At 64.7% G+C, this 19,100-nt stretch carries 22 protein-coding genes; 9 read left to right on the top strand and 13 right to left on the bottom strand.

Annotated elements, in window-relative coordinates; translation table 11 throughout:
• Positions 1-27: 27 nt before the first annotated feature.
• From JZ791_RS18005 to JZ791_RS17980, 6 genes are all read right to left on the bottom strand, one after another.
• The gene (locus JZ791_RS18005) at positions 28-1,656 is read right to left on the bottom strand and encodes an MDR family MFS transporter (RefSeq protein ID WP_216896298.1); all 1,629 of its coding nucleotides are present in this window, start codon (positions 1,654-1,656) and stop codon (positions 28-30) included.
• A complete protein-coding gene (locus JZ791_RS18000; RefSeq protein ID WP_216896297.1) occupies positions 1,653-2,297 on the bottom strand; it encodes a TetR/AcrR family transcriptional regulator in 645 nt (214 codons plus the stop codon). The genes JZ791_RS18005 and JZ791_RS18000 overlap by 4 nt, the downstream gene beginning before the upstream one ends.
• A gap of 185 nt (positions 2,298-2,482) precedes the next feature.
• Positions 2,483-4,495: an ArnT family glycosyltransferase gene (locus tag JZ791_RS17995; protein WP_216896296.1), complete on the bottom strand. Its 2,013-nt coding sequence runs from the start codon at positions 4,493-4,495 to the stop codon at positions 2,483-2,485.
• Positions 4,496-4,586: 91 nt separating this feature from the next.
• Entirely contained in the window at positions 4,587-5,468 is an 882-nt protein-coding gene (locus JZ791_RS17990) for an IclR family transcriptional regulator (RefSeq protein ID WP_216896295.1), read from the bottom strand.
• 307 nt (positions 5,469-5,775) lie between these two features.
• Positions 5,776-6,477: an MspA family porin gene (locus tag JZ791_RS17985; RefSeq protein ID WP_216896294.1), complete on the bottom strand. Its 702-nt coding sequence runs from the start codon at positions 6,475-6,477 to the stop codon at positions 5,776-5,778.
• A gap of 61 nt (positions 6,478-6,538) precedes the next feature.
• Positions 6,539-7,201 (bottom strand): MspA family porin, encoded by a 663-nt coding sequence (locus JZ791_RS17980; RefSeq protein WP_216896293.1) that lies wholly within the window; start codon positions 7,199-7,201, stop codon positions 6,539-6,541.
• Between the two features lie 528 nt (positions 7,202-7,729).
• Here JZ791_RS17980 and JZ791_RS17975 point away from each other — a divergent pair.
• Positions 7,730-8,482 (top strand): isocitrate lyase/PEP mutase family protein, encoded by a 753-nt coding sequence (locus tag JZ791_RS17975; protein ID WP_216896292.1) that lies wholly within the window; start codon positions 7,730-7,732, stop codon positions 8,480-8,482.
• Here JZ791_RS17975 and JZ791_RS17970 read toward each other — a convergent pair whose 3' ends face one another.
• Positions 8,483-8,767 (bottom strand): hypothetical protein, encoded by a 285-nt coding sequence (locus tag JZ791_RS17970; protein WP_216896291.1) that lies wholly within the window; start codon positions 8,765-8,767, stop codon positions 8,483-8,485.
• Between the two features lie 361 nt (positions 8,768-9,128).
• Here JZ791_RS17970 and JZ791_RS17965 point away from each other — a divergent pair, with 361 nt between their 5' ends.
• A complete protein-coding gene (locus JZ791_RS17965; protein WP_308162969.1) occupies positions 9,129-9,839 on the top strand; it encodes a GNAT family N-acetyltransferase in 711 nt (236 codons plus the stop codon).
• 30 nt (positions 9,840-9,869) lie between these two features.
• Here JZ791_RS17965 and JZ791_RS17960 read toward each other — a convergent pair whose 3' ends face one another.
• From JZ791_RS17960 to JZ791_RS17950, 3 genes are all read right to left on the bottom strand, one after another.
• Positions 9,870-10,571 carry an MspA family porin gene (locus JZ791_RS17960; protein ID WP_216896290.1) on the bottom strand — a complete coding sequence of 234 codons (702 nt, stop codon included), beginning with the start codon at positions 10,569-10,571 and terminating at the stop codon, positions 9,870-9,872.
• Positions 10,572-10,633: 62 nt separating this feature from the next.
• Positions 10,634-11,296, bottom strand: coding sequence for an MspA family porin (locus JZ791_RS17955; RefSeq protein WP_216896289.1), 663 nt, complete (start codon positions 11,294-11,296; stop codon positions 10,634-10,636).
• Between the two features lie 543 nt (positions 11,297-11,839).
• Complete coding sequence (locus JZ791_RS17950) at positions 11,840-12,265, bottom strand: DUF4254 domain-containing protein (protein ID WP_216896288.1); 426 nt, start codon at positions 12,263-12,265, stop codon at positions 11,840-11,842.
• Positions 12,266-12,513: 248 nt separating this feature from the next.
• Here JZ791_RS17950 and JZ791_RS17945 point away from each other — a divergent pair, with 248 nt between their 5' ends.
• The 6 genes from JZ791_RS17945 to JZ791_RS17920 all read left to right on the top strand — a co-directional run bounded on the left by JZ791_RS17945 (position 12,514) and on the right by JZ791_RS17920 (position 16,863).
• A complete protein-coding gene (locus JZ791_RS17945; protein ID WP_216896287.1) occupies positions 12,514-13,398 on the top strand; it encodes a helix-turn-helix domain-containing protein in 885 nt (294 codons plus the stop codon).
• On the top strand, positions 13,395-13,601 hold the full coding sequence (locus JZ791_RS17940) for a DUF397 domain-containing protein (RefSeq protein ID WP_216896286.1): 207 nt from the start codon (positions 13,395-13,397) through the stop codon (positions 13,599-13,601). The genes JZ791_RS17945 and JZ791_RS17940 overlap by 4 nt, the downstream gene beginning before the upstream one ends.
• Before the next feature lie 100 nt (positions 13,602-13,701).
• Positions 13,702-14,289 (top strand): DUF3558 domain-containing protein, encoded by a 588-nt coding sequence (locus tag JZ791_RS17935; RefSeq protein ID WP_216896285.1) that lies wholly within the window; start codon positions 13,702-13,704, stop codon positions 14,287-14,289.
• Positions 14,290-14,298: 9 nt separating this feature from the next.
• Entirely contained in the window at positions 14,299-14,676 is a 378-nt protein-coding gene (locus JZ791_RS17930) for a hypothetical protein (RefSeq protein WP_216896284.1), read from the top strand.
• Positions 14,673-16,088: a hypothetical protein gene (locus JZ791_RS17925; RefSeq protein WP_216896283.1), complete on the top strand. Its 1,416-nt coding sequence runs from the start codon at positions 14,673-14,675 to the stop codon at positions 16,086-16,088. Before JZ791_RS17930 ends, JZ791_RS17925 begins: the two co-directional genes overlap by 4 nt.
• Positions 16,072-16,863, top strand: coding sequence for an ESX secretion-associated protein EspG (locus JZ791_RS17920; protein WP_216896282.1), 792 nt, complete (start codon positions 16,072-16,074; stop codon positions 16,861-16,863). Before JZ791_RS17925 ends, JZ791_RS17920 begins: the two co-directional genes overlap by 17 nt.
• A 24-nt stretch (positions 16,864-16,887) precedes the next feature.
• Here the strand turns inward: JZ791_RS17920 and JZ791_RS17915 are convergent, their stop codons facing one another.
• Both JZ791_RS17915 and JZ791_RS17910 read right to left on the bottom strand, forming a co-directional pair.
• Complete coding sequence (locus JZ791_RS17915; protein ID WP_216896281.1) at positions 16,888-17,175, bottom strand: hypothetical protein; 288 nt, start codon at positions 17,173-17,175, stop codon at positions 16,888-16,890.
• Positions 17,176-17,305: 130 nt separating this feature from the next.
• Positions 17,306-17,539, bottom strand: a complete 234-nt coding sequence (locus tag JZ791_RS17910; protein WP_216896280.1) for a hypothetical protein — start codon at positions 17,537-17,539, stop codon at positions 17,306-17,308.
• 136 nt (positions 17,540-17,675) lie between these two features.
• Between JZ791_RS17910 and JZ791_RS17905 the strand changes: the two genes are divergently transcribed.
• Positions 17,676-18,332 (top strand): TetR/AcrR family transcriptional regulator, encoded by a 657-nt coding sequence (locus tag JZ791_RS17905; RefSeq protein WP_216896279.1) that lies wholly within the window; start codon positions 17,676-17,678, stop codon positions 18,330-18,332.
• 15 nt (positions 18,333-18,347) lie between these two features.
• Here the strand turns inward: JZ791_RS17905 and JZ791_RS17900 are convergent, their stop codons facing one another.
• Positions 18,348-18,968 carry an LpqN/LpqT family lipoprotein gene (locus JZ791_RS17900; RefSeq protein ID WP_216896278.1) on the bottom strand — a complete coding sequence of 207 codons (621 nt, stop codon included), beginning with the start codon at positions 18,966-18,968 and terminating at the stop codon, positions 18,348-18,350.
• Between the last annotated feature and the right edge of the window lie 132 nt (positions 18,969-19,100).

The following is a 19,100-nucleotide window of genomic DNA, read 5'->3' as shown; positions in this document are numbered from 1 at the left end:
CCGAGAATCTCGCTGGAGCGGCGAACCTCAGTGCCCGCGAACGAGTTCGGGATCCGCCTCGGAGCCTCCGGCCGGGGCGTCGGGCTCGTCCCTCTCCTCCAGCACCGCCTCGCCACGCGCCACCATCCCGGCCTCGTCCGACAGCGCCATCTGCGGGATGAACAGCGACAGCACGAACGCCAGCACCGCACCGGGAATGATGTACCAGAACCCCGGAATCAGCGCGTGCGCGTACGCATCGACGATCGCGTCGTGCAGGTCCGCGGGCAGGTGCTTGACCACCGCGGGCACCAGCCCGCCCGCACTGAGGTGCGCGCCGAGGGCCTCCTGCCAGTGCGTCTTGAACACGTCGGTCAGTCCCGAGGTCAGCCGAGTGGTGAAAATACTTCCGAAGATCGCGACCCCGATCGCGCCGCCCATCTCCCGGAAGTAGTTGTTGGCACTGGTCGCGGTGCCGATCTGGTCGGGCCGCACCGCATTCTGCACCACCAGCACGATGATCTGCATGATCAGCCCGAGACCGGCGCCGATCACGAACAGCTGCGCCGAGACCACCCACATCGTGGTGTGCGCGGTCAACTGCGTCATCCAGAGCATGCCCGCGATCATGAGCAGCGCCCCGATCGGCGGGAAGATCCGGTAGCGGCCGGTCTTGGTGATCACCGCCATCGAGGCGGTCAGCGTGAGCATCAGACCGACCATCATCGGAATCAGCAGCAGTCCGGACACCGAAGCCGATGCGCCCGTTGCCATTTGCAGGTACGTCGGGAGGAACGCCAGCGCCGCGAACATGGTCAGGCCGACGATCAGCCCGATCGCCGAGGTCAGCACGAACGTGCGGTTGCGGAACAGCCACAGCGGCAGCATCGGCTCCTGCGCCCGCGCCTCGACGGCCACGAACAGCGCCACCACGATCACGAAGGCCGCGACCATCGACAGGATCGCCGCCGAGCCCCAGGCGTACTGTTTACCGCCCCAATCGGTGATCAGGATCAGCAGCGTGGTGCCGGCCGACATCAGCAGGGCGCCGAGGTAATCCGGCCGCGTCGCGGGCCGGTGAGTGGGAATCGTCAGATATCGCGACGCGATACCCAGCGCGATGAGCCCGACCGGCACGTTGATCCAGAAGCACCACTGCCAGCCGAGGTGATCGGCGAACAGACCGCCGAGCAGCGGCCCGGCCACCGAGGTGACCCCGAAGATCGCGCCCATCGGCGCCATGTACTTCCCGCGGTCCTTCGCGGGCACGATATCGGCGATGATGGCCTGCGCCAGGATCATCAGGCCACCGCCGCCGACGCCCTGCAGCCCGCGGAACACCACGAATTCCCAGAAACCCGTGGACAGCGCGGCGCCGATGGACGCGGCGGTGAAGACCGCGATCGCGAACAGGAACAACCAGCGCCGGCCGAACATATCGCCGAACTTGCCGTAGATCGGCATCACGATGGTGGTGGCGAGCAGGTATGACGTTGCCGTCCAAGCCATATGGGAGACGCCGCCCAGATGACCGACGATGGTCGGCATGGCGGTTCCCACGATCGTCTGATCCAGGCCGGCCAGGAACATTCCCGCGATCAGCGCGGAAAAAATCAGCCATACTCTCTTCTGCGTCAAGACAATCGGCGCCGGCGGCGCCGCGTCCCTCATCGTCATCCCCGTCTCCTGTCATCGGTGGGCTCAGTGGTGGGCGCGAACAACCGCGCGGCCATCGCGCGGTGCTCGTGTAGTGCATCGACCAGCGACCGATTCCGGTCACCGCCCAGCGACAGCGCGGCGCGCATCGTCAGGGCTGACATCAATGCCGCTGTGAGAGAAGCGAATTCAGGCGTGAAATCATCGCCCATGCGCGCGTACAGCAGTTCGGAGACGGCACTCTCGTGCCGCGCGCCCGAGGCGGCGAAGGCCGCGATCACCCGCGGCTCGGCCTGGACGAGCTCCTTGATGACCGAAATATCCTCGAGCACCTGATTTTCGGACTCCAACCCGGCGGCGAAGAGCTGGGACAGGTCCTCGATCAGCACCCCCGTCGGTCCGCCCGCGATGAACTGCTCCCGCGTCCGGGGTGTGCCGATATCGCCGACCGGGCCGACGACGGCATCCAGCTTGCTCTCGTAGTAGTTGAAGAACGTGCGCGGCGACACCCCCGCCGCCAGCGCCACATCCTCCACCGTGGTCGCGTCCAGCCCCCGCTCGAGCACCAGCGTTCGCGCGGCCCGGCACAGCTCGAGTCTCGTCTGACGCTTCTTCTGCTCACGCAGCCCGACCGGCCGCGGATCGTCTTCCAACAGGGACACACCCAAAAAATAGCACAAAGTGCAATTTTTCAGAAAGTGCAACTTCAGTGACCCGGGTTACACCGTCCCGTCCGTCATCCCGACATGCCTCCGGTCATCCCGGAACGTTTTCGGCCGGGACCGCACTCACCACCGTGGTGGCGAATGCGGATCCCGGCCGATACGAAAAGTGCTGCGCCCCAGCCTCAGTGCGCGGCCCCGGACAGGTCGTACATCGTCACACCGTCGACCGTCTTCGCGGTGTAATGCTGCTGCACCCACGCGGCGATCTTCGCGCTCTCGCTGTTGTCGTCCGAGTCCGGCCCGTGGAATCCTCCGGCGATGAAGTAGTGGATCTTCCTCTGTGCCACGTACTGCTGGAAATGCGCGAGCGTCGGCGCGGGATCACCGCCGCTGAAGCCGCCGATCGACATCACCGGCACGCCGGCGGCCAGCTGATAGCTGTTCGCCCCGTGCGAGCTGACGGCCGCACCGGGCCAGATGAACCTGCCCGCATCGGTTTTCAGCAAATTCACGACCTGCTGCGACGGACCCTGATCCCAACCACCGGGTCCGCCACCGTGCCCTGGTCCACCCGGCGCACCGCCGGGCATCGGCATCCCCGCACCGGGCGCACCGGTACCGGGCCTGCCGGGTGCCTGCGACCCGGCACCGGGATCGCCGGGCAGCTGCGCCCCGCCGCGGTGTCCACCGCCGTGATGACCTCCCCCTGGAGGTCCACCGAACATCGACGCCCCGGGCACCTGCGGCCCCGCAGCGAACCCGCCGCCATCGCCGGAATGCCCCGACGCCAGCGTGTCGACGGTGTACGACACCGGCCCGGCCAGCCCGACCAGGATCGCCAGCCCCAGAACGACGGCCGACACCCGACCGGACACCGGCACGACCACCGCGACCGCCGCCACGATCCCGGCGACCAGCACCACCCACCGCAGCCACGGCACGAAATCGGGCGTGCGCGACAGCGTCACCCACGCCATCGCCACGGTCAGCAGCATGCTCACCGCCAGCGCCGCCCGCGGCCACACCCTGTCGCGCTCCCGCCACACCAGCACGGCCCCGCCGCCGATCAGCGCCGCGATCGCCGGGGCCATGGTCAGCGTGTAGTACTGGTGGAAGGTGCCGTTCATGAAGCTGAACACCAGCCCGGCCACCACCAGCCAGACACCCCACAGCACCAGCGCCCCGCGCGCCCCGTCGGTACGCCCGGCGCGCCCCCGCAGCGCGATCCCCGCCACGCCCAGCACGAGCGCGGCCGGGACCAGCCAGGTGATCTGCCCCGCCAGCTCGGGCCCGAACAGCCGGGTGATGCCGGGCGTCCCGGCGCGCGGGCCGAAGCCCGAGGTGTCCAGCCGCTGGATCCCGTTGTAGCCCACGGTCAGATCCAGGATCGAGTTGTTCTGCGACCCACCGAAATACGGCCGCGACGACGCGGGCCACAGCTGCGCGGCCAGCACCCACCATCCGGCGCTGACCACTACGGCCACTCCCGCGGCGCACAGCTGCGCCAGCCGCTTGCCCAGCCGCGGCGGCCCGGCCACCAGATACCCCAGCACCAGACCGGGTACGACCAGCATCACCTGCAGTTGCTTGGCCAGGAAACCCAGTCCGATGAACGCGCCGGTGAGCGCCAGCCACCGCCAGCGCCCATCGCCGAGCGCCCGCGTCATGGCCCAGGCCGCCGCGATGATCAGGAAGGTCAGCATCGCGTCGGGGTTGTTGTACCGGAACATCAAGGCCGCCACCGGGGTGAGGGCAAGCACCAGCCCGGCCAGCAGCCCCGCGGCGGGACCGAACGAGCGCCGTACGCTCGCTCGAAGCAGCGCCACCGAGGCCACCCCGAGCACTACCTCCGGCAAGAGCATGCTCAGGCTACTGAATCCGAAGATCCGGCCGGACAGTTCCATCGGCCACAGGGACAGCGGCGTCTTGTCGACGGTGACGATATTGCCCGGATCGAGCGAGCCGAAGAAGAATGCCTTCCACGACTGGGTGCCGGACTGCACCGCCGCTGCATAGAAGTCGTTACCCCAGCCGGTCGCGCTCAGATCCCAGCAGTACGCGACGGCCGTGATGATCAGCAACAGGCCCAGCGCGGGTAATTCCCATCGCGGCCGCGATCCGGTCTGTCGAGCGGCGGGCGCCGCGCTCAGGGATCCGGGCGCCACGACCTCGGTCGCGGAGGCAGTCTCGGTCATGGTTGTCGAGCCTCGACCGACACACTAGGTCTGACCTGGACCGAGGCTGCGAGATAGCTGTGAACAGGACGAACCGGCCGACGCCGCTGCGCTAAGTGGCGGCGGCCGCCTGTGACCCGAACATGCCGAGCCCCAGCGATAACGACCGAACCGATGGACCCGTGCTATTTCGATCCTCCGATCCCTCGGATTCCCCGTCCTCCGGCTGCCACTTCGGCGTGTTCCGGTCGGCCAGGGCACGGCTGACCTGCGCACCCGCGGTGCGCAGCAGCGGCACGACCGACCGGGCGCCCTCGGTATTGGGCACGATCGCCGACAGCGCCGCCACCACCTCGCGGCCGGTGGAACGCACGGGGACCGCGATCGCGGTGTTGGCCGGGTCGATCAGGCCGGGACAGTACGCCGCGCCGGTACGGCGAATCTCGCTCAGCAGCGCCCGTAGTGCGTGCGGATCGGTCACGGTGCGCGGCGACAGCGCCGGCAGCGCACCCGACAACACGGCCTCCTGCACCCCGGAGGGCGCGTAGGCCAGCAGTACGAGACCGGGCGCCGAGGCGTGCAGCGGCAGTCGCGCGCCGGGCCCGCTGAGCACAGTCGGCACCGCATTGGGCGCGGAGAGCAACTCGACGAACATTGCCTCATATCCCTGCCGCACACTCAAATGCACGTTTTGTCCGATTCGCGCACTGAGTTCTGTCATATAGGGCGTCGCGGTGCGCACAAGATCACGTGTCGGGGCGGCGCGGGAGACAAGTTCCCACATTCGCAGGCCGATCCAGACCCGGCGGTCCGCGTCGCGCTGCAACCATCCGCGCTCGACCAGCTCGGACACCATTCTGGAGACCGTCGGTAACGACAGGCCGGTCCGCTTCGACAGTTCAGAGACGGTAATAACCGGCTTGTCATCCTCGAACGCCTCCAACAACCGTGCCAAACGGGAGAAAACAGACTCCCCGTTGGAATATCTGGCCATGAACGACTTACCTTCCGGTCATTTCCGGGACACGCGAAACCACCTCGCGACTCTGCGAGTACAAGGGTTACGACTTTGTCCAACGAGCCTGTCTGGGCCCTGCCGGTCCGCTTAGAGTTGGCTGTGTATTGATAACAATTTCAATCATTGAAACACACTCCAGCCTCCTTGCATACCCGCTACCGCACGTCTTACATCGACTCCCCACGTCTCCACATACCGCAAAACCCCTGCTGTGCATCCGGTCGGTATACACAGCAGGGGTTTTGTCGTTCACCCGGTCGGCCAGTCCGGTCGACCGATGCGGTTAACCGATACTGAACGGCTTACCGTACGCAGTGACATAGCCGGTGCCGTGGGGCGTGTAGACCGCCGCCGTGGCGAACGACCGCGCCTGTGCGTAACCGCCGCAGCCGTCCACATTGAACTCTTCGTCGTGCCAGGTCATGCTCTGATGCGGGCCGGTGACACCTTGCCATGGGTGGTGCGTGTCGGTGCCGAAGTCGTCCGGTACCTCGGAGTCCAGAATGTTCAGTTCCTTGGCCTGCCCGGCCCCGAGGGTCAACGTCGTCCCGAGGGTGCCGGTGCCGGAATAGGAGGTCGCGGTGCTGCTGGTCCCCGGAGTGACCGTGACGCCACCGGCCGCTTCCGGAGTCATCCCACCGGACAGGTCCACCTGGCAGGCGACGATATAGCCGACGGTCAGGTGAGTCGAGGTCTTGGAATTGTTCGCCTCACCACCGGCGAGGTTCACTTGGGCGTGCCCAGTGGTCCACACATTGCGGCTCAATGGCGAGGCCACCATGCCCGGGTTGATGTTGGCCGACTCACCGCTGATGTCGACATGTGCGTTGGTGCCGTCACCCATCACCTCGTTGATGGAGCTGGGCGGCAGGGGAACGTAGACATCGGCGTTGGCACCGCCGACCGAGAAGTATCCGAACGCTGCGGTGGCGGCGACTCCAACGCCGACAACGCGGGCAAGTGTGCCCTTACGAATATTTGTCATTGGGGTATTTCCTCGAAATTTAGGGATCGCCGAAGCGAGAGGGGCGTGACTATCGGCGAACTCAGCCAAGGCTGAACGGCTGGCCGTACAGGGTCTGCTTGGTGTAGTCGCTGCCGATGATCTCCACCGTCACGACCTCACGGGCCTGCGCGTAACCGGCACACCCCTGGACCTCGACCTCCTGATCTTGCAGATCGAAGGTGTAACGGCCACTGCTCGTCATATCCTGATAGTCGTAGTTGACCCACTTGACCTGCCCGGGTGACAGCGGCAGCGACAGCGAACCCGACAATGTCGGCGTCGTGCTGATCTCACCCGAGACACCCGCCGACAGCTCACCCAGCGACACCTGGCAACCCATCACGTAGCCGACCGTCATGGTCGAGGCCCCGTGCGTCGAGGAGTTGTTGGTACCTGGGCTGTTAGCCGCGCCGTTCCACGGGCCAACCGTGCCTGGCGGGGTGATCACATTCGTGACGATATGCGACGACAGCCAGGCCACACGGCCGGCACCGTTAGCGGCCAGCGACGGCGAAATAGTTACAGCGTTTCCAAAGCTGTCGATGGTCACACCCGGCTCTGACACGTGACCGTTCGGCAACCCCACAAAGGTGTCGGCGTTGGCGGCGCCGGTCGAGAACAGCCCGATCGCGGCGGTGACCGCCGCGGTGATACCGGCAGCCCGGAGAGCCCAGGCAGAACCGGCATTTCGAATTTCCCTCATCAGTCCTCACTACATACTCGGCATGTCCCACCACAGGCAGGGCATTACGGCGGTGCGCGAACTGCAATGAACCCGGCAAACGGTACGGCCGTATACCAGGCAGAACACGCACCAGGGCGAACGGTAGCCCAATTCACAGTTTCTATCAGAGTATGTTTCCTTCATTGCACCAAACATTCATTACAACCCTGGGACACCGGTTGCCATCATTGCAATGTTTCCTTCAAAGAAAATGCAGAACCCTTCATTGAGACGTTTCCTTCAATGAAATGATTGTGGCCTTCATTGAAAACCCTCTGGCACGAACGACGACATGCGAGCGATATTGTTTGCGGCCCGTACGGGCGGCGGGACGGCGTCCAGCTTCGTCGAGCACGCACCGGAACTGCAGCCGGATCCTCGGCCTCAGTCGTTCCCCTCCGTAAGACCACCGGGCTACCCGACGTGCCCGTCGAAATATATGCCCCTCATCATATTTCGGCGGGCATGTCCCATTCTCGCCCCGGCGTGGATCAGTACGCTGAACCCGTGAACGCACTCACCGACAAAGCCGCCGCCTTCCTCGCTCTGCACCGCCCTGGCGATCCCGTCATCCTGCCCACCGTCTGGGATGCCTGGTCGGCGAATCTGGTCCAGCAGGCCGGGTTCTCCGCACTGACAGTGGGCAGCCACCCGCTGGCCGATTCCCTGGGCAAGTCCGACCAGGAGGGCATGACCTTCGCCGAATCGCTGGCCCGGGTGCGCGAGATCACCGCGGCCGTCACGATTCCCGTCTCCCTGGATATCGAATCCGGGTATGGCCGTAAGCCGTCCGAGCTGATCGAGGGGCTGCTGGAGGTGGGTGTGGTGGGCCTGAACATCGAGGACACCGTGCACAGCGAGGGTGGCCGGTTGCGCGAGCCGCAGGAGCACGCGGATTTCGTCGCCGCGCTGCGCCAAGCCGCCGACGCCTCGGGTGTACACGTGGTGGTCAACGCACGCACCGACCTGTTCCTGCGGCAGGACGGTGACGAGGCGGACCGCATCGACCGCGCGGTGGCGCGGCTGCGACTGGCCGCCGATGCCGGGGCCGACGTGTTGTATCCGGTGGGCCGGCACGATGCGGACACCCTGCGTCGCCTGACCTCCGAACTGCCGTTGCCGGTCAACGCGATCTCCGCGCCCGACAAGGGAGATCGCGCCCACTTCGCCGAACTGGGCGTCGCCCGAATCAGTTTCGGTCCATTCCTGCAGGCGGCCCTGACGGCGGAAACCAACCGGTTGCTCCAGCGCTGGGGGTGATCAGCCCGGCGGCAGGTTTTCCTTCGCCCAGGTGTCACAGGCGATCTTCGCCTCCTCGACCGTGAAGGCCGACACCTCGCGAATCAAGTCGCCGGTGGGCTTGCTGACCCGCCAGGCGCAAGTACTGTCGGTCGTGCCGTTGATACGCGCATGGATGACGCCGTAGGTCTTGGTCAACCACCACTCCGCGGCGTCACCGGCCAATGCCCAGCCATCGGACGCATGCTCGGGGCGGACCGGACCGAACGGCTTCCCGTTCCCGCCGCGGCGCCTACCAACGACCACCCGTTTCCTCTCCGTTACCGATACCACCCGATACTCTAATAGTCTCGCTCATGGTGTGACACAACAAGTTTTGAAGTACCGAATTCAGTTCAAAACTGACCAGTTTGCATTTCACAGAACATCGGGCAAACTTCGCACGGCAGCACACTCGAAATCCGGTGCGCCGCCGGGGCACGAACCCTCAGTGGCGCCAGCGGATTTCGCACGAAACGTCCGGCCGGCACGCGAGGCCCGGCCCCCGATGACGCAATGCCGCAATGGCTCGCACGACACTGTCTCGTTAACGTAAGATGAACGAAAAGTGTTGTCCGGCAACGTAATACACTTATCGAGCACGTCTGGTAACCGGTATAGTCCACCTGTGCAAACCGCAGAATTGGCTCGCTTCGAGCCGATGTCCGATCCCCGCCCCAACGACGAAGCCTGGCCGGACATGATCTGGCCCGTCCCGGACGACGCGGCGCTGACCGGCGAGACAGTACACCTGAGCAGAATCGACGCCGCCGCGGAGGCTGCCGAGTTGTTCACGGCCCTGGACAGCGACCGGGTCTGGGCGCATGTGCCCCGCCGCCCCGGATCCCCCCAGCACTTCGAAGCCCTCCTGCGTCAGCGGCAGTCGTACGACAACTGGCAGGGCTGGGCGGTGCGCGCCCGCCGGCCGATCGGCGATCGCGCGCCCGGCGCGATCATCGGCGTCACCGCCTATCTCGACGCCCGCCCGCACGACGCCGGACTGGAGATCGGCTTCACCCTCTACACCCCGTCGGTGTGGGGCACCGCGGTCAACCCCGAAGCCAAACTGCTGCTACTCGACTATGCCTTCGGCACACTGGGCGTCGCGCGGGTCCAGCTGAAAACCGATGTGCGCAACCATCGTTCGCAGCAGGCGATATCACGGCTGGGCGCACACTACGAGGGCACTCTGCGCCACCACTTCCGGCGTGGCGACGGCACCATCCGCGACAGCGTGCTGTTCTCCATCACCGTGGACGACTGGCCCGCGGTCCGGGAGAAGCTGGTGACCCGGATCCGCACCCAGACACATGAAAACCCCTATCCCGCATCCGACTAAGGTTGCAGGACAGGGGTTTACGGCAACCGATCAGCCGATGCTGAACGGCTTGCCGTATGTGGTGGTGTAGCCGATGCCGTGCGAGGTGTAGACCTGCGCCCGAGCGAACGACCGCGCCTGCGCGTAGCCGCCGCAGCCGTCCACGTTGAACTCCTCATCATGCCAGGTCAGGCTCTGATGCGGACCGGTGACCTGCTGCCACGAGTAGTGGCTGTCGGTGCCGAAATCATCCGGTGATTCGAGATCGAGGATGTTCAGTTCCTTGGCCTGGCCGGCGCCCAGGGTCAGGGTCGTACCCAAGGTACCGGTGCCGGAGTAGGACGTGCTGGTGCTGCTGGTCCCCGGAGTGACCGTGACACCACCGTCCGCCTCCGGGGTCATGCCGCCGGACAGGTCGACCTGGCAACCGACGATATAACCGACGACCAGACGAGTAGCGGTCTTCGGGTCCCCGGCCTCGCCGCCGGTCAGGTTCACCTGAGCGCGTCCGCTGGTCCACACGTTGCGGCTCAGCGGGCTGGCGACCATGCCCGGGTTGATGTTCGCCGACTCCCCCAGGATGTCGACATGCATGACGGTGCCGTCGCCCATGGTCTGGGAGTTGTGAGTGTCCGGCAGCGGTACGAACGTGTCGGCGTTCGCCGCACCGGTGGAGAACAGCCCGACCGCGGCGGTGGCGGCTGCTCCGATGCCGACCATACGGGCAATTGTGCCCTTACGAGTATTGTTCATTTGGGTGTTTCCTCGAAGATCTGATTCGCCGAAGCGAAAAAAAGGGGTGACTATCGGCGAGCTCAGCCGAGGCTGAATGGCTGGCCGTACAAGGTCTGCTTGGTGTAGTCGCTGCCGATGATCTCCACCGTCACGACCTCACGAGCCTGCGCATAACCCGCGCACCCCTGGACCTCGACCTCCTGGTCCTGAAGATCGAAGGAGTACCGACCGCTGCTGGTCATATCCTGCTGGTCATAGTTGACCCACTTGACCTGCCCGGGTGACAGCGGCAGCGACAGCGAACCCGACAATGTCGGCGTCGTGCTGATCTCACCCGAGACACCCGCCGACAGCTCACCCAGCGACACCTGGCAACCCATCACATAACCCACCGACAGAGTCGAAGCGCCATGCGTCGAGGAGTTGTTGGTCCCCGCATTGTTCTGCGGACCGTTCCACGGGCCGACAGTACCGACCGGAGTCGTCACATTCGTGACGATGTGCGACGACAACCACGCCACACGACCAGCACCGTTCGCCGCGAGTGACGGCGAAATGATGACGCTGTTACCGGTACTGTCGATGGTCACACCAGGATCCACGACGTGCCCGTCCGGCAACGGCACGAAGGTGTCGGCATTCGCCGCACCGGTGGAGAACAGCCCGATCGCGGCGGTGACCGCCACGGTGATACCGGCAGCCCGGAGAGCCCAGGCAGAACCGGCATTTCGAATTTCCCTCATCAGTCCTCACTACATACTCGGCATGCCCCACTCAGGTGGGGCATTCAGATGGCGCACGAGCCGCAACGGGCTTGGCATACCAGGCGATTCGTACACAGGGCAGAACGGTAGCCCAATTCACAATTGCCAACAGTTTATGTTTCCTTCATTGCTTCGAACATTCATTGCAATCCGAGCGCGCGGTACTTCATTGAAACCGGACAACCTTCATTGAAAAACATCCATTGCAACCCGGGAGACATACATTGAAAGCGGCCGACAATCACGGAAAGCGGCCGACAACCATTGAAAACGCTCTGGCCACGCGACGACGGGTGAGCAATATTGAGTACGGCTGTACGGCGGCCATGACGTGCCCGTCGAAATGTATGTCCCTCATCACGTTTCGGCGGGCACGTCCTTTTGTCCGGTTTACATATTTTTTACCAGCACCCCCCGGTGTGGCATTAGTCCGAATTACTCTCATGGAAAGTCTTTCGGAAACGGGCGCAGACCCAGGTCGGCGGGCGATGACACACCGCCGGGCAGACACCGCAGCGGGGATCAGGGGCCGCCGGGCAGCCGACGGCGGCCGGTCCGGACCTCGTCGATGAGGTCCTCGTATCCGACGGCCAGTTCGGCCAGGCGTTCCCATGCCTCACCCAGGGACCAGTCGCAGGGGTCTGCCAGGGCGGCGTAGGCGGCGGCGGTGAACCGAGCGACGCGGTCGACGACCGCACCGACCGTTTCGGTGTGCACATGAGCCGAACCGTGGGCGGGCGGCAGCGAGGCGGTCACGCACCGATCGATGTCACGTATTCGCCGCGCCCGTTCACATTCCAATTCGACATATTCCACGGTGTCCGTGCTCAATTTTTTCTCGTGCAGTTCGGTCAGCGCGTGCGCGGCGCGCAGAATCGGATGCCAGTCGTACTCGATACCCCGGCAGGCATACAGCAGTTCCGATTTCGTGGGCAGCGGCTCGGCCATGTCCGACACGACACTCCGATCGGCTGGCGGAAGGCCGTACATACTGGCCCCCTTTCCGTTTCGCGGTAGACAGAACGAAATCTCTTACGCGGCAGACGATAGCGAAGCACCGAGCCGAGTCCTACCATGTCGGTTGAGGTTTGCCGGTTATCCACCAGGGGTCCACGGGGAAATTCGCGTATTCGTCACGGGGCTATCCGTAGGGGGCCTTTCCAGTACGGAGAACACAAAGATACGGAGGCAAAGTAATGACAGGATCATCGCTCGCACGTCGGACTTTGGGTCAACGTCTGCGCATGCTCAGGGTGAAGGCCGGAGTCAGCCAATCAGCGGCGGCAAGGGCTCTCGAGGTGTCACCCCAGTCCATCGGGAGACTCGAGGAGGGAGAACCGACCCGCACATCGAGCCTGCACATCAACGCCCTGTGCGATAAGTACGAGGTGAACGACGCCGAGCGCAAAGTGCTGCTGAACCTCGCGACGGAGGCACGGCAGGCACAGAAGTCGGGCGGACACTGGTGGTACGCGTACGCGGATCTCGCTCCGGACGGCGTCATCTACTACTTCACACTCGAGGAGACGGCACGAAAGTTCACTTCGTTCCAGAACACACTACTTCCCGGATTGCTACAGACCGCCGACTACCGCCGAGCCGGCGAGTGGACCATGACTCCCGGGGACTCTGCGGAAGATGTGGATCGCCGCGTAGAGATGGCCATTGAGCGTCAAAAGCGCATGCTCCGCAATGAGCTGGAGGTAGACGTCTTCCTCTCCGAGGCCGTCCTACATCACCAAGTCGGTGGATCTGCGGTCATGGGCCGACAGCGACAACATTTGATCACCCTCGGTGAACGGCCGAACGTATCCATCCGAGTGATCCCACAGTCGGTGGGCAGCCATATCGGGCTGCACGTCGGTTCCTTCGTTCTTCTGGATTATGGAGAAACCTCGACAACAGATTTGGTTCAAACGCCGGTCGTCTTCGTGGAAAGCTTCACAGGAGATCTCTACCTCGAACGCGAGAGCGAGATCGGTCCGTATCGGCATGCAGTCGAGGAGATCGACCGCGTAGCCTTGGACAGGGACGAATCGAGGACCCTGATCGGTCAGATCGCAAGGGAGTACAACACGTGAGTTACGACCTTTCCCAAGCACATTGGTTCAAGTCGAGCCGCAGCAAGGAAGCCACCGCGTGCGTGGAGATCGCTCACATCGGCGCGGGCATGGTGGGAGTCCGCGACTCGAAGAACCCGACCGGTCCGGCGCTCGTCTTCACTCCCGACGAATGGGACACGTTCACCAACAGCCTGCGAAACGCCAGGTTCGACCACGCCTGACCCGGTTGTTCCCCATCCAGACGGCCGGTAAGGTCTGCTGGATGGGGGGATCCGGCACGGGCCTGCCCCCAGCGACATCCGCCAACACGGAGGGCACCAGATGACCCAGCGGTCGAAGGCACTGAGCGCGATCGCCCTGGTCGCCGCAGCAGGCCTAGCGCTCACCGGTTGCAGCAAGGCCAACTCCGGCTCCCCGACCGCCTCGGCCCAGACCGCACCGCCGAGCAGCAATGCGGCAGCCGCAACAACAACGACGGGTTCAGTGGCGTCTCAATGGGATCCCTGCACCATCCCGGATTCGACAATCTCGGGACTTGGCCTCGATACCACTACCAAGAGCAACAAAGTTGCGGGAACTACGTTCGACGGTTGGAAGATCTGTAGCTGGTATTCAACCGACAAGACATACAACTTGGGAATTCTTACATCTGCCACGACGCTCGACCAGATTAAACAGCGGCCCGATTACGGAAATTTCACCCCCACAACCGTAGGCAGCAACCGGGCCCTTCGCTTCCAGCCTGTAGGCAGCAACAATAATCTCGAGTGCTTGATCGGTGCGCAGGTCTCGGGGGGCACCATCACATTCGACGTAATAAACCAGTATGGGATGCCAAACCTGGGAGATCCATGCACTACGGTGAGCCGCCTCGCCAATGGACTTGCTCAGGTTCTTCCCGGGGCATGAGGAGGGGAAATGATAGATGGGATTGATCCGAACGATTGGAAAAATCTACTCACCAGCGCAAACGCTGGGGAACTGTTTCTAGACCCTGAAACAGGAAAAGGCCTCGATAAAGTATGCGATGATCACATTGCCCAGATAAGAGAAGCTCTTATTGCCGGTTCTCGCGTAAGCTACATTTCGGGCTTTGGCAACTTTAACTCCAGTCAGACCCTAGAGAAGAAGTTCTCCGCTCTGGCCAGCGGCGACAACCGCTCGCTGGAGGCTATCCTCAAGCAGCACATCGACGCCGCCAACACCGCAAAACAGGTGGTAGCCAAGGCAATCGCAAACTACGAAGCCCTGGACGAAAACCACCGCCACCAAATCGAGAAGCTGACTCCCCAATGAGCTACGACGACTACAAACGCAAGGTCATCGCGGCCCAGGAGCAGTGGAACAAGGACCGGGACTGGATCTACAACACCGAGCATCAGGGAAATTACGGAACCGAGTTCTCGGGTGACGTCCAGCCACCACATATCACCACGCCCGACAGCTACGACCATATGGATCTAACCGCCATGCAGCAGTCGGTGAGCGCGATGAAGCCGCAGCTTGTCAACGAGGCCGTCACCGCCTGGGCGAATATCGGCATGACCCTCATGGGCACATTCGCCCAATTCCAGCAGCAGTTCGCCCGCACGATCAACGGCGACAACGGCCACTCCGGCTGGCGAGGCGCGGCCGCCACCGCCGCCGTCGACGCGGTGAACAATTACACCGGCAAGTCCAAGCACCTGTCCAGCGCCGCAACCCTGATCAGCCTGAAACTCTCGGAAATGAAGACCGGACTGGAGGAGACCCAGTCCCTCATGCCCGGCGCCGGCGCACCCAGCCCGTCCGGCAAGGCCCTGCCCACCAGCGGCGTCATGAAGGTCAACGACCACGACCAGCAGGAGGCCACCCAGGAGGCCCGCCGCATCCTGGCCACGGTCTACGGCCGCGTGGCAGGCCAGACCGACACCGGCGTCCCCTTCCTGCCCACGGCACCGCAGATCGTCTCCGGCCCGGCCCCGAGCGGCCCGATGGGACCCGTCGGCCCGTCCGGCCCGAGCCCGGCACCCGTGCAACCCGGCCCCGCCGCCTCCGGCCCGGGCACGGGCGGCACCGCCCCTGGCACCGGCCCGGGCCCCGATCAGGGCATCACCGGCCCACAGCCCGGAACAGACGGATCCGCCTCCGGCCCAACGAATCCCAGCAACCCGGCCGACGCAAACCAGCCCGCCACCACGACTGCCGGATACACCGCGCCCACCTCACCCCTGAGCACCTCGGGAACCCCTGGCGCACAGTCCGTCTCGGATATCGCTCCAGGACTCGGTGGCAACACTCCGGGCCCCGGCGGAAACATGTCCGGACTCGGCGGCAGCGCAATGGGAGCCGGCGGCGTTCCCAACCCCAGCGCAGTCCCCCTCGGCAACGACAACATGCGATTCGCCGTCGGCGGCACAACGCCCCCCGACATCGGCGGATCGGCCGCCGCGGGTGGCGGTCCCGGCCGCAGCCTCCCCGGCACTCCGGGCGCCGCCCAGGCCACCGCGGCGTCGGCCGCCCGCACCGCGGCCCCGCGCGCGGGCAGCCAGGGCATGGCGGGCGTGAACCCCGGGCAGGCCAAGGGTAAGGGCGAGGGCCGCGAAAAGTCCGGCGTCCCCGAGTATCTCGTGACGAAGGAACACGGCGAGGAACTCACCGGCATCGACGACCTCCCCAAGCACGTCCCACCCGTCATCGGCGGAGATTACGATGCCCCCGAGTATTAGGTTCACCGCCCAGGAGTTCGAGATCCTCTGGTCCGCCGAGGGCCGCGACCGCCTCCCCTACCCTCTCCAATTCCGCACGGACATACCGGATTTCGACGACCTCAAACGCGCCCGCGAATCCGCGGTCACAAGTCTGCTGGGCAAATACGACCCGATCCTCGAACGCGCGATGGAGGTCCTGCTGGCCCCCGACGCCCGCATCGAGGCCAAGGGATTCGGCGGCGCGGTCCACGGCGACGAGCAGTTCACCCAGATCTACCGCTTCCACGGCGCGGTCCGCGACGCGATGGGCGTGGTCATGGTCCAACTCCCCGGCCCGTCCGCCGACTCCGGCGGCGATGTCATAGTGAAATACTGCCCCGCGGCCCAGATCGGTGAATACGCGGTCGAGGCCCTGCCCAGGCGCCGAGCCGGCAAGCAGCCACCGCTGGAGATTCGCCGGAACGATATGGAAGCCGATCGCGCCAACCCGATTCGCCGTGGCCCGACCCTCGCCGATCAGCTGGACAGCATCTTCCAGCGCCCCCGCCAGGCATACGGCGAGGTGATGATCTTCCCGGGCCCGGCCCTCGACGCACGCCGCGCCCCGGCCCGCTGTTTCTGGTGGATGGACTACGAGGACGGCCGCTACTACGTCAAGACGACCGATCCGATAGTGGCCAAGCCCATCGACCCGAAATCACTGGCCGCCGAGGTGAATCGTCTCACCACCCTGACGGCCGGGTACTACCGGGAAGACCGCATCCACGACGACTACCTGCGCGCCCATCGCTGATCCCGGACGGCCCGTGGTTCTCCCCTACCGGCAGTAGGCGTTCAGCTGATTGACGTCACCCTTCAAGTGGGTGTTACCGAATCCGGAATGGTTCCCGCCGTGCGTGAAGATGAACGACTCGGCGTTATTGGTGAGCTGGCTCGGGGAATCGGACGAGGTGCCGCCCCGCCCGGCCGCTTGCAGATCGGACCGCGTCTGGGCCTCCGCGTTCGCACAGCTGCTGTTGTCCGCCATAGCCGGGGCCGCCTGGCCCACGCCGATCAGCGCGGCCGCGCCGATCGTCGCCGCCGCCATGACAATTCGTAACTTCACGATTCCTCCTGATCCCCGGGCGGGATGTGCACCCGATTTCCGCTTTCTACAGCGTTCATCGGGAACCGGCCGCACACCGATAACAGACCGGGCCGAATCCGAGAATCATTGCAACCCGGCAGAACAGCGGTTACGCGTACGAACGCTGATTCGCCGCCGCCGCGGCCCGGCCGCGCTCACTGATGTGCCAGGTTCCGCTGCAGGAGTTCGCGACGATCAGTCCGCGAGCCTGTAAGCGCGCCAAGGTATTCCGTGTGCTCCATCCGGTCAGATGGGCCTGTCGCTGAATCTGCGCAGCAGACAACAGGCCACCGGGCCGCAGGAGGCTCAGCACCGCCGACTGTGCTGCCTGGTTCCTACTCATAACGTTCACCGCCAACGTCGAGGGGCCGGGTAAGGGGGACTGGATATTTGGAAGGTTAGTAATCGACATCAGCCGATGTCAACATCATGTGATGTCAACATTTCTCGCCCGGAGTTTGCTGTGGCAGGATGCGGGAATGTCATCCTCGTCCTGGGAGCCCACCGAAGGCCAGAGGCGCTGGCGAGGGCAGGAACCCGCCGACCGCACCGCCGCACGCCGACGCCAGCTGCTGGAGGCCGGGACGGAGCTGATGGGCACGGCCGGGGTGGTGGGGATGTCGATGCGGGCGGTATGCCGGGAGGCCGGGCTCACCGAGCGGTATTTCTATGAAAGTTTCCCGAATCTCGAGACGTTACAGGTGGCCGTCCTCGACGAGGTGGTCCTCGGCGCCCGGGATCGGCTATTGCAGTCCTTCGCCACCGCACCGCCGAAACGGCGCGAGATCTTCGCCCACGTCGTCACCCATTTCACCGACTACGTGCTGACAGACCCGCGCCGCGGCCGCATCATGTTCATCCAATCGCAGGCGACGGTCACACTGAGCGCCCGCGGCAACGAGTTGATCACCGAATTCACCGCCCCCATGGCGATGAGCATGGCCGGCGGCGACAAAACCCGTAATCCGGCCGACGATATCGATATCCGCCTCAACGCGAGCGCCATATTCAGCGCCCTGGCATTCCTCTACCGCCCATGGCTGGACGACAGCCTGACCGGCGTCTCCCTCGAACGTTTCAACCGCCACGCCGCATCGGTGATCATCGAAATAGCCCGGGTCAGATCCGCACTCTGAGCACCGCTGGGGCGTTCAAATCCGGAAGGCGGTACCACCGGCTTCGGACACATCGATCTCCTGTTCGAAACCCGTATCCGGCAATTCCGGTCCCGCATACGACGCACGCACCGACACCGAATCGGCGATGTATCGACCGTCGTCGTTCTCGTCCGCGAGCGTGGTGACGGTCAATTGGACCAGATGTTGCCCGTCGAGCGTATCCACGACCACGTAGCGGGTGGAACACCACAGGGTCAATTCCCCGTGCGCATACGTTCCCCTGATCGCCGCAGACGGAAATCCGCCGTGCTCCCGGGCCTGACCACCCAGTTCGCACCACTGCGGCAGCCGCCGCGAATCGGTGTAGGCACACCGCATCACGGCCGTGGAATCCACCGGTCTCGACAATCGCCACGCCATGATCACCACGTTGTCGGCCCACTGCGCCTCGGGCCCCGTGGCATCCTCGAACGCCGGCAGTGCCCAGGCCCGATAGCACGCGGGCAGATATTCTCGCGCGACCTCTTCCCATTCCTCCGGGGTATCCACCGCAACGACGGGCGCCCCCGGCGTCTCCGGAAACACCGGCGTCGTCTCCACCCCGAGAGCCGCCAGCAACTCCCCGATGGTCGGCAACGCCGTCTGCGAATCCACGAACATCTCGCCGAATTCCCCTCCTGCACCACGAACGACGCCATAAACCGTACCGGACGGGCCACCCACGAGGACAGTCCACCTTCGGCACGCTGGATATGGACTGCTCAGGGCCGATACCGCCAACCTGGA

The sequence above is a fragment of the Nocardia alni genome (assembly GCF_019038435.1).
Classification (GTDB): domain Bacteria; phylum Actinomycetota; class Actinomycetes; order Mycobacteriales; family Mycobacteriaceae; genus Nocardia; species Nocardia alni.
The sequence above is the reverse complement of the archived record's forward strand: the minus strand, read 5'-3'. Positions and strand labels throughout refer to the sequence as shown.